Source organism: Prevotella illustrans, from assembly GCF_017426725.1.
Lineage (GTDB): Bacteria > Bacteroidota > Bacteroidia > Bacteroidales > Bacteroidaceae > Prevotella > Prevotella illustrans.
Genome location: NZ_JAERMS010000030.1, coordinates 25,137 through 38,691, shown reverse-complemented (window position 1 = coordinate 38,691; position 13,555 = coordinate 25,137). Strand labels below are relative to the sequence as shown.

The following is a 13,555-nucleotide window of genomic DNA, read 5'->3' as shown; positions in this document are numbered from 1 at the left end:
GATTTTAGCCCTTAACTTTTATATAACAAAAATGTTTACCGGACAGCAATATAAAAGAATAAAGTCCATTTAAATAATTAGGCATAAGATTAGCCAAATGTGTAGGAGTTAATCGCGGTACGTAACACACAGCCGGTAATTCACTGAAAATAGAGGCTACGATTAAACCCGAATATATTTAGTAAAATCAGTGAAAATTCGCGAATTAAACAAGTCTTGCCTTTGCCAATTCGATAGAATTTGCTGATTTTGTAACCACCGTAACAGTTACGACGGTTGCAAAGTTAAGTCTTATGAAATTTTATCATCCGAATGCTGACTATGCAAGGAGGAAATATTGGCTTATTCGGAAAACGATGAAGATAGACTTGCAAGTGATGAGGGCGTCAGCCTTACGTTTCTATAACTGCCTGATCATGCCGATAGGCTGACCGCAGGGTGGTATCTTCCTCTTGGAATAAATCATTTTTTTGCATTTTTTTATGTAGATTTTCATATCCGTCGTTAAACGATGGTAGGGGCATTGCGTCAAAAACTCAAATCAGAATAGTATTTTTCCAAACTCGATGAAACGTTTTTTGCTACTCTTTTTTATTATAGTAGTCGCCGTATCGATGTATGGACAGACGTCCGTAACGGGACGTGTAATCGATCGTGATACCAAGGAAGGGCTTGTGCAGACAACCGTGCAGTTGCTCAATGCCAAAGACAGCACTTTCGCTGCGGGAACCGTGTCGGACGAAACCGGGCAATTTGTGCTGAAGACTCCTAAGACCGGTGATTATATCATCAGAATTACCAGCGTAGGATATAAGCAATATGCCAAGAGATTGGCTGTAGTGGGTAGTAAAGATATTGCTTTGGGCGAAATAACTTTGGGTGCTGAGGCTATCATGCTGAAAGGTACTACGGTGTCGGGACAGGCCCGTAAGGTGACTCTGAAAGAAGATACTTTCATTTATAATGCCGCGGCTTATCGCACACCCGAAGGTTCGGTGGTGGAAGAGTTGGTGAAGCGCATCCCCGGCGCTCAGGTGAGTGATGACGGCTCCATCACGATTAACGGCAAGACGGTGAAGAAAATAAAGGTGGACGGTAAGGACTTCATGACCGGAGACACAAAGACGGCCTTAAAAAATATACCAACCTCGATTATTGATAACATTAAGGCTTATGACGAGAAGAGCGACCTGGCCCGTATTACCGGCATTGACGACGGCGACGAGTCTACCGTACTCGATTTTGGCGTGAAGCCCGGCATGAACAAAGGCATGTTTACCAACATCGATTTGTCTGCAGGCACGAAAGACCGCTATGCAGCCCGAGGCATGGGAGCCTACTTTAATGACGAGAATCAGCTGATGGCCTTCGCCAATGCCAACAATACCAACGACATGGGGTTCGGCCGTGGCGGTGGCCGGTGGGGCGGTGGCCAGAATGGTTTGAACGCCGCCAAGATGTTGGGCTTCAACTATAATTATGAGAAAAAGAACAAGTTGAAGTTCGACGCCAGTGCCCGATGGAATCATTCCGACGGCGACCGTCGCTCGATTAGTGCCGTGCAGAGTTTTGTGAGTAAGGCGGGCGCGTTCTCCAACAGTGTCAGCCAAACTTTCAACCGCAGCAACAGCTTTGATGGTCGCCTGCGGCTGGAGTGGACTCCCGATACGATGACCAATATCCTGTTTCGTCCGTCGTTTACGTATTCGACTAATGACAGTCGTGCTTTCGGCAATTCGGCGACGTTTAACGCCGACCCTTACCTGACGGTGACCGACCCGTTGAGCGCGGCCGGCCTGTCGCAACTTGACGCGGCCAATCAGCTGGTCAACAGTCGAAGCAATTCAGAACTGACGTATGGTGACAATAAGAACTTCAGAGCTGTGGCTCAGTTGAATCGTAAGTTTGGTAGCCGTGGCCGCAACATTACGTTTAGAACGGAATTCAATACGGGTAGCAGCACCAACAAGAACTTATCGTTAAGCAATGTGCATCTTTATCAGGTGTTGAACGCGCAGGGAACGGATTCTACCTACCAGACCAATCGCTGGAATCTGACTCCGAGCAAGAACCGGGGCTACAGTCTGAAGCTCGCGTATAGCGAACCCATCTTCCGTGCGGCTTTTCTGCAGTTCAGTTACCAGTATCAGTATAAGTACAGCAAGAGCGACCGTTCCACCTACGACTTCAGCAATCTGGGCGAAGACTACTTTGCCGGGCTGCCCTTAGTGTATGGCGGTTGGAATCCGTATTTGAACAAGCTGACCAACTCGATAGAAACCTATCTCGACACGAAGCTGAGCCGTTTCTCGGAATACAGAAACTATATTCACGAGATAGAAGTGATGTTGCGCGTGATACGTGAGAAATATAATTTCAACGTGGGCGTGATGTTACAGCCGCAGAGCAGCAAATATGTTCAGGACTATCAGGGACTCCATGTCGATACGACTCGCTCCGTAACCAATTTCAGTCCTACGCTCGATTTCCGTTATCGTTTCAACAAGATGAGCAATCTGCGCGTCAATTATCGTGGTACGACCGCACAACCTGGTTTGGCCAACTTGCTCGATATCACCGATGACAGTAATCCGCTCAATATCGTGAAGGGCAATCCCGGCCTGAAGCCCTCTTTCACCAACAGCTTCAATCTTTTCTACAACACTTATATAGAAAATCGCCAGCGGGCCGTCATGACCTTTGCCAACTACAACAGCACCCGCAACAGCATCAGCAACATGGTGACCTACGACGAACAGACCGGTGGACGCACTACACGCCCGGAGAATATCAACGGCAACTGGGACGCTAATCTGGGATTCATGTTCAATACGGCAATTGACTCGGCCGGATATTTTAATATTAATACGTTCTCACATCTGCGATACAATAACTATGTGAGTTATCTGAGCCAAAATGCCCACTCCGGTTCGGTCAAGAACACGACGCGTTCGACCGCCGTGTCGGAACGTCTGTCGGCCGGATACCGCAACAGTTGGCTGGAGTTCGAGCTCGACGGAACGCTTAATTACACTCACAGCCGTAACAAGTTGTTGAGCCAGAGCAACCTCGACACTTGGCAATATTCCTACGGCGCGACGCTTGGCGTGACCGCTCCATGGGGCACAAGCATTTCTACCGATCTGCACGAGAACAGCCGTCGGGGCTATAGCAGCAAGGGCATGAATACCGACGAGCTTATTTGGAACGCTCAGGTGTCACAAGGCTTTCTGCGGGGTAGTGTCCTTACGGTTATGTTGCAGTTCTATGATTTGCTGCGCAACCAGAGCAACGTGAGCCGAACGATCAACGCGTTGCAGAGCAGCGATACCCAATATAACAGCATTAACAGCTATGTCATGCTCCACTTGGTATATCGACTGAACATCTTCGGCGGCAAGCAAGCTCGCGAAGGCATGCGTCATCGAGGGCCGAGAGGTCCCGGCATGCGACCGATGATCATCAGTTCGGGCCGCTTGCCGTTTGGCGGCGGCTTTGGGGGGCAACGTTTTTAGCGCGTTATCTGTCGAACCAAGGCTTTGGCGGCTACTATCCCCTCGCTCTTTGACATACTGACACACGACGGAAACGAAAATCCACGCAGCAGATTTGGAATTGCCGCAAGAAAACGCTATATTTGCAGAAAATTGGCGGCATTCGGCAAATTGAACGCAAATTTTCTTTGCACATGCTTGCACAATTTTTGCAGAAAATTGGCGGCGCTCGGCAAATTGAAAGTAAACTTTCTTTGCACTCGCTTGCACAATTTTTGCACCGAGACAATATTAAAGGAGGCAAAAATATGAATATCGCATCAATGAACAATCTGTGGAGTTATTTGCAAGGACTTTCGCTGTCGGCACAAAACCGTCACTGGTTGGCTAAAAAGCTGATGGCGTCGGTTGAAGAACCCACGATGAATCCTGCCAAAGGTACAGTAATCACCGAAACCGACATCATGGTTTCACCCGAAGTGGCTGCACTCGTCAAGGGGTTTGAACTGCCCGACACGTTCGATGCCAAACAGGCAAAGTTGGATTATTTAGTAGCGAAATACAAATGAGAAACGTATTTCTTGACACCAATGTGCTCATTGACTATTTTGGCAGCCGCAACGGCTTCCCGGAAGCCGCAACAATCGTTACGTTGGCGCAGCGACAGAAGATACGCCTATATGTGTCTTCGCTCTCGTTTGCCACAGCCGGTTACATTCTGAGCGCGCACCACAAGCGCAGCCATGCGGAATTCATGAACCTGTTCGACCGCTTCACGACCCTCTGCCACGTTACGACCGTGGATGCCGATACGGTAAGCCATGCCATCCATTCCGATTTTCATGATTTCGAGGATGCTTTCAACATGATTCTGCGCTCACAGCACAGTGCGATGTTATCGTTACGCGCAACAAGCCGGATTTCGCGACATCGAAACTCACTGTTTACGAACCGCACGAGTTTCTCTCTGCCATCGTTAGCAGGTGATTTTTACAAATTACGAATCACGTCTTCCCGTCCCCCACGCTCCGCATCGTCCGAGAGCGTGGGACGATAGTTTTCCCGCAAACCGCCGGCCTGGATTTTCCGTTTTCCGTCGTGTGGGCAATGCCAAATTTCACGGTTTTTGTTTATCCGAGGCCTCGGATGAGCGGAAAATGAGAAAAACCGATCCGCGTAGCCCTACGACGAGCGGAAAATGAGAAAAACCGATCCGCGTAGGCCTACAATGAACAGAAAATAAGAAAAATAGCCTGTCGTAGCCCTACGACGAGCAGAAAACGACAAAAAATGAGCGTCGTAGGGCTACAATTCATGAAAAACAAAAAAAACTAACCCGCGTAGGCCTACGACGGCCGCGAAACAAGAAAAACCGACCAGCGTACCCCTACGAACCATAAAAACAACTAACCCTTAAACAAAAACATCATGGAACCAAAAACAATTCAACTCAGTCGGCTCCAGAACATGGAGCACTATCAGTTTGCCGGCCACGTGCTGACGATGTGCGAGGAGGCGAACATCGAGAAGCTAAAACCTGTGATCGAAGCGCCACTACCAATTCTAAAGTATGGCGCGGACTGTGTTGTGAAACACGGCCCGCACCTTTTTTTTGTTATCCGCAGAATTTGTATCAGCTAAGATGCGTTAGTCGTCATTTTCAAAGCTTTCATTATCAGAATCATCAAAGCCAAACAACGCGGGTTCGATGAAGTCGTCGAGTGCACGACGGTCTTTTTTAGTGGGGCGTCCGGTACCACGGGCACGATCGATGAAGCCACTGATGCGGCTCATCTCGAGTAATTCATATTGTCGGGGATCGGTAACATTCTCTAAGACTGCCGGTAACATTTTGGCACCAACCCGTTGCTCGATGCAGTCGATAACCTTGAAAGAGTAGGTGATAGGCGGCTTCTTTACACAGACAACCTCACCGCGCTTAATGGTGTGCGACGGCTTTACGTTAATGCCGTTGATCGTTACTCGTCCGTTTTTGCAGGCATCGGCCGCAATAGAACGCGTTTTGAAGATACGTGCGGCCCAAAGCCATTTGTCGATTCTTGCTGTTTCTGCCATTCGGAGTGAAGTAGATTTTTTATTTTTTACCTAATTTATTAAATTGATTCATCGTGATGTCGATACCGGCCAATACAAAGCTCTTGATGATTTCGCCGGCTGTTTCGATGCTCGGCAGAAGTGTTTTCATTTCCTCGTCGCTGTAATGGCCGAGAACCCAGTCGACCTGTGCGCCACGTGGGAAGTCGTTGCCCACACCCATACGAAGACGGGCATAGTTTTGCCCGATCAACTGCTGGATATTGCCCAACCCATTGTGACCGCCATTACTGCCGTTGCTTTTCAGACGAAAGGCTCCCAAGGGCAGAGCTACATCATCGCTGATAACGAGTAGGCGGCTCTGATCGATATTCTCTTTGTTGAGCCAATAGCGAACCGCGTTACCACTCAGGTTCATAAACGTCGTGGGCTTGAGCAGGAAAACCTTGCGCCCTTTCAAAGAAGTTTCTGCTATGAAGCCGTAACGTTTGTCCTCAAAATGAATATTGGACGCTTTTGCAAAAGCGTCCAATACCATAAATCCTGTATTGTGCCGGGTGCCGGTGTATTCATCGCCCGGGTTTCCCAGCCCACAGATTAAATATTTATCCATTCGTGATTATTATTCCTCTTCTTCTTCGCTGGCATTTGCGGCTGCTACAGACGCGTTGCGAGTCATCTTGATAGAGCAAACAATAACATCCTTGCCGGTAGCAATCTCCAGCCCCTCGTATGACAACTCACCAACCTTGATGCTCTTGCCGATTCTCAATTTGGTAACGTCTACGTCGAGGTGCTCAGGGATCTGCTGGTAAGGAGCTGTTACGTTGATTTTACGGATAGACAGGTTCATACGGCCACCGTCACGAACACCCTGTGCCAAACCAACGAGTTTTACCGGAATACCGATTGTTATGGGGCGCTGGTCGTTTACTTCGTAGAAGTCGACATGCAGAGGAGCGTCGGTTACCGGGTGGAACTGGATTTCCTTGAGGATAGCTGTATGATGTGTACCATCAAGGTTGATGTTGATTACATAAATGTGAGGCGTGTAAATAATCTTACGGAGTTCGCTGAATGGAATTGTAAATGCGAGAGCTTCGGGAAGACCATTTTCATTCTTCTTTTCACCATAGATATTACACGGAATCAAACCCTGCTTACGCAGTTCTTTAGAAGCTTTCTTTCCAAGGTTCTCACGCTTCTGACCTGTTACGTTAATCTCTTTCATAACTTTGTGTTACTCTAAATTAAAATTATTATTAATTCGCCATCACACTGAGATTGTTGAATAAGCGACAGCCGATTATTCGTTCTCAATTCGAAAAGCAGTGCAAAGGTAGTGTTTTTTTCTTTGATATACACAAAGTTAGCTATTAAAAACTTTAAAAATACCATGGATTTACTTGTGGGTTTATCGTTTTTTGCCTATATTTGCAATTGTAATTACATATACCATTTACAGGAAACCATATAATTATTGGAGAATGATTAATAGGGAACTTATACGCATTAAGATAGTTCAGTTAACCTACGCATACTATCAAAACGGAAACAAAAACATGGATGTAGCTGAAAAAGAACTTTTTTTCAGTTTGTCTAAAGCTTATGACTTATACAATTATTTGTTAGAGCTTATTGTGGCTATTACGAAGGAAGAGCGACTTCGTATGGAAATAGCGACACAGCGTGCGCAGCGTGAAGGAACGGAAGTTCCCTCTCAAAAGTTTGCCTACAACAAATTTGCAGTGCAGTTGGAGGAAAATAAAATGCTCAATGATTTTGTTGAAAACCAAAAGCAAACGTGGTCTGACGATATTGAAACTGTCAGAAAGTTGTGCAACCAAATAGAACAGAGCGAAACTTATCAGGCTTATATGGCGTCAGACGATGATTCTTATGAGGCTGACCGTGAAGTGTGGCGCAAGCTCTATAAACAGTTGATTCAAGAAAATGGGGATTTGGATGGGCTGTTGGAAGAAAAGAGTTTGTACTGGAATGATGACAAGGAGGTTGTAGATACGTTTGTGTTGAAAACGATCAAGCGATTTGAGCCGGAGGCCAAGAGTGCCCAAGAACTTTTGCCGGAATATAAAGATGAAGAAGACAAGGAGTTCGCACGCAAGCTATTCCGTAGTACAATTCTCAATGCCGAGCAATATCAGAAGTATATGAGTGACGCCAGTCGTAACTGGGATTTCTCGCGTTTGGCTTATATGGATGTTGTTATTATGCAGATCGCTTTGGCAGAAATGATGACTTTCCCCAATATTCCCGTTTCTGTTACTATTAATGAGTATGTTGATCTGGCTAAACTCTACAGCACGTCGCGTAGTGGTAATTATATAAATGGTATGCTTGACTCTATAGCTCGTTATCTAATTAGGGAAGGTATATTACTGAAAATAATGCCTGTACGCGAAAACCGTCGCCAAAACAATGGCACAAGCCGTATAGAGAAACGTTAAGAATACAAGTATATTAATGCAAATTTATTTATAGAAAGACAATGAATACAATGTTTTTAGCTGCTCAGGCAGCAGCACAAGGGGGAAGTGGTATGGGTATGCTCTTCATGATGGTTGCTATTTTTGTGATTATGTGGCTGTTTATGATCCGTCCACAGCAGAAAAAGCAAAAGGAAATTCGTAACTTTCAGAACTCTTTGACAGAAGGGTCAAAAGTAGTAACCGGTGGTGGCGTTTACGGTACTGTTAAGCATATTGATATTGAAAAGAATACGGTAGATGTGGAAATTGCTCGCGGTGTAGTCATCACTGTGGCAAAAGCTTATGTTTTTGCCGACGCTACTTCGCAGCCTACTAAAGCGTAAAAATGTCCGGTGGCTTTGTACATATATATAAGGTAGTCAGGAACTTTCTGTTTAGTTGGTTGAACCGAGAGTTTCTGATTTTTTTGTTCTTTTTGGCTTTGAGTGGCTTGTTTTGGCTTTTAATGGCACTGAATGAGACTTACGAGGCTGAAATACCTATAGCCGTGCGCATCGTGAATGTACCAAAGAATGTTGTCCTAACGACAGATTCTGCCGATACTTTGCACGTCACAGTGAGGGATAAGGGCTTTACAATAGCAACCTATTTATATAGCGACAGGATTCGCCCCGTATTGATCAATTTCAATCAGTTTGCCAATAAAGCTACCGAAAGGGGAAGCGTAACGACAAGCGATCTACAACGACTTATTTATCCACAGCTGTTTGCGTCTTCTAAAATCGTTATGATCAAGCCTGATAAGTTTGTATTTTACTTTAATTACGGACTGTCTAAGCGAATTCCTGTAAGGTTGAGAGGGCGGGTCTTGCCCAGTCGTAGCTATTATCTGGCAAATACAAAGATCTGGCCACAGAACGTTCTGGTTTATGCAAGTAAAAAAACGTTAGACAGTATACATTATATTTATACGGAAGAGCTGAATCTGACGAATGTGGAAGACACGGTTGTCAGAAATATTACGTTAAAGAAAATACCTGGTGTTAAGTTGATACCACCATCGGTAAAAGTTTCTTTTTATCCCGATGTTTTGACTGAAGAGTTGGTAGAGGTGCCCATTCAGGCAATCAATATGCCACAAGGAAAGGTCTTGCGTACCTTCCCATCGAAAGTGCGGGTGAGGTTTACGGTAGGCGCAAGTAAGTTTAGAATGGTGAAGCCTGAAATGTTTACAGTTGTCGTAGATTATCATGAGCTTGAAAGTCGTGCTTCTGAAAAGTGTCAACTCCATATCCGCGCCTTCCCCAATATTGTCAGTGGGGTCAAATTGGATATTGAAGCTGTCGATTATTTAATAGAACAACAATGAAAGTGGCAATCACAGGCGGAATAGGAGTTGGTAAGTCCTTTGTTTGCAAGTTGTTGGAGGCACGTGGAATTCAGGTTTATGATAGTGACCGTGCAGCCAAAAGATTGATGACAGAGAATTTCGAATTGCGCCGGAAACTTGAAGCCATAGTCGGAATGGAACTGTATGAAAACAATGAGTTGCAGAAAAGGCTACTTGCCAAATTCTTATTGGCAAGTGAAGCAAATAAACACGCGATAGACAATGTCGTGCATCCATATGTTGCCCAGGACTTTGAACAGAGCGGCATGGATTGGTTGGAGAGCGCTATTTTGTTTGAGGCACATTTCGACAAACGTGTTAAGTTTGACTTTATAGTGTGTGTGACAGCACCGGCGTCGGTCAGAATACATCGGATCATGCAGAGAGATCGAATCAGTAGCAGTAAGGCCGCCGCATGGTTAGAATGTCAAATGTCGCAAGATGAGATGCGCAGGCGAAGTGATTTTGAGATTGTGAATGATGGGGAATGCTGCATAGAACCGCAGTTGGATACTCTTCTCACAACTTTGACAGAGAAATATAATTTATAAGTAAATTAAAAGAAACAACATTATTATATAATAGTATTAAACAACAAGAAAAGAAATGGAAACTATTCTCTCAATTGCAGGAAAACCAGGACTGTACAAACTGGTTTCTCGTGGAAAAATGAATCTTATAGTAGAAGCTTTGGACGAAACACATAGACGTATTCCGGCATTCGCTACAGATCGTGTAACGAGCCTTGGTGACATCGCTATATATACGGATGAAGAAGACGTTCCTTTGTGGAAAGTTTTGGAAAGCGTAAGTAAAAAAGAGTCAGGCAAGGTGTCTTCATTGGATTATAAGAAATGTAGTAATAAGGAGCTGCGTGATTATTTTTCGGAAGTACTGCCTAATTTTGACCAAGATCGCGTACATGACAGTGATATTAAGAAACTATTGCAGTGGTATAATATTCTTATAAATAACAGTATAACAAATTTCCGGGAAACATTAGCCCCAACTGAAGGTGATAATGTTGCGGATAGAGATAATGCCAAGGAATAATATCGTGTGAAAGGACAAACACCTTGGTTTGTCCTTTCCTTTACTTCACGACCTGATAGCACTTATGTGTGCCAATGATTTACAATAAACATAATATCTAATGAACATGGAAAAGCTATTAAAATGTATTTCTTTTATTTTTATTGTGGGACTTTTGTGTGCTTGTGAACATGTAGATTTAGACAAGTACATAGATAAAAAGACCGAAAAAACAGGTAATACCATTGTTTTTACGATTCTGCCTTATCAGATGTCTGATTTCAGTGATACCGAAGGAGTGACGGTAAGAGCTACGAAACCCGTGAAAGATATCTGTTCGCGTGTAGATATGGTTATATTCAGTGGTGATAACAAGGTAAGAAGTATCAGTCAAGATGCTAAAACCAAGGATTTCGGTGTGATTTCTACCCAATTGCCGGCCGGTTCCTATAACGTTGTTATTATAGCACATAATGGGAAAGGGAAAGCAACAATTTCTTCACCAAAAGAAATTAAATTTTCAGAAAACAAGGTTACCGATACCTTTTATTATTGTAAAAGTCTCACAATTAACGGTGAAGCGCAATACGATGTTGTATTAAAACGAGCTGTAGCCAAGTTTGTTTTAAAGCTAAATGATCGTGTTCCTACAGATGTCAAGCAGTTTCAGTTGACCTATACGGGTGGTAGTAGCACGTTTAATGCAGAAACAGGATTTGGTTCGGTAAAATCCAGACAAACAGAGATTCGGGCTGTCGCTCCTGAAGCATACCAAACACCATCGAGCTATGAAATATATACATTCCCACATGCCGATGGTAAAAAGCTGAAGATAACAGTCTTGGCTCAGGATGGATCAAAAAATACGATTCAAGAACGTGTCTTTGAAAACGTACCTGTTGAGATAAACAAGGTAACTACCTATTCGGGCTCTTTCTTTCAAAATACAGAGCCGGGCCGTGGAGCCTCATTTACTTTAGTTGCTGACGAGGCATGGGACTCTCAGGGCTATAATAATACGTATTGACCAATAATATTTTGCAAAAACAAGAAGGTGGGTCTCTAAAGTTTGATAAAAATTTTAGAGACCCATTTTGTGTTTGGTCTTGTATTATAGGAGTGACATCTGACATCTTAGTCTTAAATCTATGCCGGTTCTATTATGGCTCCGCTACGGGGCGTACCGGAAGTGTAGAAAAAACAGCATAAGTTTTGTTGTCTCATCCTTTTGCCTTACCTTTGTGAAGAAATAATAATACTCAAAAGAAATGCATATTGCAGTAGCGGGGAATATAGGTAGCGGCAAAACAACGCTCACCACCATGCTGGCTAAATACTATGGTTGGGAGGCCCGTTTTGAGCCTGTAGACTATAATCCCTATCTTGAAGACTATTACAAGAATATTCCCCGATGGTCGTTCAATTTGGAAGTCTATTTCCTAAAACAACGTTTTCGCGATTTGTTGGAAATAGCCCACTCCGAGAAAACGATTATTCAAGACCGTTCCATCTATGAAGGTGTTTATGTCTTTACGGCTAACAATAAGGCGATGGGCAATCTTTCCGACCGTGATTTTGATACTTATATGGAACTATTTGAACAGATGATGACGATAGTGAAATATCCAGACCTGATGATTTACCTGAAAGCCGAGGTGCCGCATTTGGTACAGAATATTCAGAGGCGTGGCCGCGATTACGAGCAGACTATGCCCATCGACTATCTTGAAAATTTGAATAATCGCTATAATGAGTTTATTTATGACAAGTATGAAGGACCCAAACTTATTATAGACGTTGATCACATGGATTTTCAGCACGAGCAGAAAGATTTTGCGTATATCGTAGATCAGATAGATCAAAATCTTTTCAGTCTCTTCAAATAACATTATTATTTCAGTTAACGAATTTATTTTTTATCAAGAATCATGCATATCGCAATCGCAGGAAACATAGGCAGCGGTAAGACAACGCTTACAAAAATGCTGGCTAAAAGATACGGATGGACTCCTCGCTTTGAGCCCGTCGATAACAACCCTTATTTAGACGACTTCTATGCCGACATGTCTCGGTGGTCATTCAATCTGCAAATTTATTTTCTAAACAAGCGCTTCAAAGAGGTCGTTGAGATATCCAAATGCACGGATACCATCATCCAGGACCGCACCATCTTTGAAGACGCCTGTATCTTTGCCCCTAATCTGCACGATATGGGGATGATGAGTGACCGAGATTTTGCCAATTATACCGATCTGTTCAACCTGATGATGTCACTGGTGAAGTTGCCCGATCTGATGATCTATATCCGTTCGACGATACCCAATCTGGTTTCACAGATTCAGAAGCGTGGACGAGATTTTGAGAAATCCATTCGAATCGATTATCTCAATGGCTTGAACAAACGCTATGAAGACTGGATAAGTAGTTATAAAGGCCACCTGTTGATTGTGGATGGCGACACGACAAAGTTTGAAAGTAATCCGGCTGATTTCAGTAGGATAACGGATCAGATAGACAGCGACTTGTATGGTCTGTTCCCCATGGAATAAAGAAGGTTCAGTAGAAAATTAGTGGGGACAGGTTTACAAGTATCAACCGACATCTGCCACACCCTGAATTATCTTTACATATACCATCAAAAAAGTGGCATTATTCTGAAAAAGAAAAGACTTGGGCGCAAATAAGCGATTTTAGAGCGAGTTTATAAAACGCTGGTTATCAATGTGTTGCGATTTTCAAGGTGCTTTCTCATCACTTTTTCTCCTTCAATCGCTATGCTTTTAGGCCGTAATCGCAGCCCTTTCACCGGCTAAAAGCTATGCTTTGACGGCGTAATCGCTATGCTTTGAGCCGATAAAAGCATAGCTTTGGGCATAAAAGGGCATAAAAATCGGCAAAACGAAGGACTTTTTCGGCATTCCGACAGCCGGATGACGTGTTGCGGAAGTGTTAAAATCAGGTAGTTTTTTCTGACAAAATCACGGAAACACTGAATCAATAATGAGGATGGGCTTACAAATGATGAAGCCGGAGATTTCATCACTTGCAAACTTGTCCCCCCACAAATGATCAGGTGAGCCATAAAGAAGTCGAGGAATCAAAAAAGAGGATGCGTACATTTTTGACACACCCTC

15 protein-coding genes are annotated in these 13,555 nt (G+C 43.9%); 12 read left to right on the top strand and 3 right to left on the bottom strand.

What is annotated here, in order from left to right; all coding sequences use genetic code 11:
- Nucleotides 1–566: 566 nt before the first annotated feature.
- The 4 genes from JHU38_RS09110 to JHU38_RS09095 all read left to right on the top strand — a co-directional run bounded on the left by JHU38_RS09110 (nt 567) and on the right by JHU38_RS09095 (nt 5,135).
- On the top strand, nt 567–3,515 hold the full coding sequence (locus JHU38_RS09110; protein WP_107582972.1) for a TonB-dependent receptor: 2,949 nt from the start codon (nt 567–569) through the stop codon (nt 3,513–3,515).
- A 287-nt stretch (nt 3,516–3,802) separates the two neighbouring features.
- Nucleotides 3,803–4,063 carry a surface protein gene (locus tag JHU38_RS09105; RefSeq protein ID WP_158267317.1) on the top strand — a complete coding sequence of 87 codons (261 nt, stop codon included), beginning with the start codon at nt 3,803–3,805 and terminating at the stop codon, nt 4,061–4,063.
- Entirely contained in the window at nt 4,060–4,551 is a 492-nt protein-coding gene (locus tag JHU38_RS09100; protein ID WP_107582968.1) for a PIN domain-containing protein, read from the top strand. Before JHU38_RS09105 ends, JHU38_RS09100 begins: the two co-directional genes overlap by 4 nt.
- Nucleotides 4,552–4,922: 371 nt before the next feature.
- Nucleotides 4,923–5,135, top strand: a complete 213-nt coding sequence (locus JHU38_RS09095; protein WP_107582966.1) for a hypothetical protein — start codon at nt 4,923–4,925, stop codon at nt 5,133–5,135.
- 6 nt (nt 5,136–5,141) lie between these two features.
- On the opposite strand, the gene JHU38_RS09090 is transcribed toward JHU38_RS09095, so the two are convergent.
- The 3 genes from JHU38_RS09090 to JHU38_RS09080 are packed head-to-tail and all read right to left on the bottom strand — an operon-like array spanning nt 5,142 to nt 6,780.
- Complete coding sequence (locus JHU38_RS09090) at nt 5,142–5,570, bottom strand: RNA-binding S4 domain-containing protein (protein WP_107582965.1); 429 nt, start codon at nt 5,568–5,570, stop codon at nt 5,142–5,144.
- A gap of 19 nt (nt 5,571–5,589) precedes the next feature.
- Nucleotides 5,590–6,162, bottom strand: coding sequence for an aminoacyl-tRNA hydrolase (pth, locus tag JHU38_RS09085; protein WP_107582964.1), 573 nt, complete (start codon nt 6,160–6,162; stop codon nt 5,590–5,592).
- Nucleotides 6,163–6,171: 9 nt separating this feature from the next.
- Complete coding sequence (locus JHU38_RS09080) at nt 6,172–6,780, bottom strand: 50S ribosomal protein L25/general stress protein Ctc (RefSeq protein WP_107582962.1); 609 nt, start codon at nt 6,778–6,780, stop codon at nt 6,172–6,174.
- 256 nt (nt 6,781–7,036) lie between these two features.
- Here JHU38_RS09080 and nusB point away from each other — a divergent pair, with 256 nt between their 5' ends.
- The 8 genes from nusB (at nt 7,037) to JHU38_RS09040 (ending at nt 12,970) form a co-directional block, all read left to right on the top strand.
- On the top strand, nt 7,037–8,017 hold the full coding sequence (nusB, locus tag JHU38_RS09075; protein ID WP_107582960.1) for a transcription antitermination factor NusB: 981 nt from the start codon (nt 7,037–7,039) through the stop codon (nt 8,015–8,017).
- 41 nt (nt 8,018–8,058) lie between these two features.
- On the top strand, nt 8,059–8,382 hold the full coding sequence (yajC, locus tag JHU38_RS09070) for a preprotein translocase subunit YajC (RefSeq protein ID WP_107582958.1): 324 nt from the start codon (nt 8,059–8,061) through the stop codon (nt 8,380–8,382).
- Nucleotides 8,383–8,504: 122 nt separating this feature from the next.
- On the top strand, nt 8,505–9,368 hold the full coding sequence (locus JHU38_RS09065; protein WP_317196016.1) for a YbbR-like domain-containing protein: 864 nt from the start codon (nt 8,505–8,507) through the stop codon (nt 9,366–9,368).
- Entirely contained in the window at nt 9,365–9,940 is a 576-nt protein-coding gene (gene coaE / locus JHU38_RS09060) for a dephospho-CoA kinase (RefSeq protein ID WP_107582953.1), read from the top strand. The genes JHU38_RS09065 and coaE overlap by 4 nt, the downstream gene beginning before the upstream one ends.
- 55 nt (nt 9,941–9,995) lie before the next feature.
- Nucleotides 9,996–10,442: a DUF5606 family protein gene (locus JHU38_RS09055; protein WP_107582951.1), complete on the top strand. Its 447-nt coding sequence runs from the start codon at nt 9,996–9,998 to the stop codon at nt 10,440–10,442.
- 106 nt (nt 10,443–10,548) lie between these two features.
- Complete coding sequence (locus JHU38_RS09050; RefSeq protein WP_158267322.1) at nt 10,549–11,448, top strand: FimB/Mfa2 family fimbrial subunit; 900 nt, start codon at nt 10,549–10,551, stop codon at nt 11,446–11,448.
- A 241-nt stretch (nt 11,449–11,689) separates the two neighbouring features.
- Nucleotides 11,690–12,307, top strand: a complete 618-nt coding sequence (locus tag JHU38_RS09045; protein WP_107582947.1) for a deoxynucleoside kinase — start codon at nt 11,690–11,692, stop codon at nt 12,305–12,307.
- A 42-nt stretch (nt 12,308–12,349) separates the two neighbouring features.
- Complete coding sequence (locus tag JHU38_RS09040) at nt 12,350–12,970, top strand: deoxynucleoside kinase (RefSeq protein WP_107582945.1); 621 nt, start codon at nt 12,350–12,352, stop codon at nt 12,968–12,970.
- Nucleotides 12,971–13,555 lie beyond the last annotated feature (585 nt).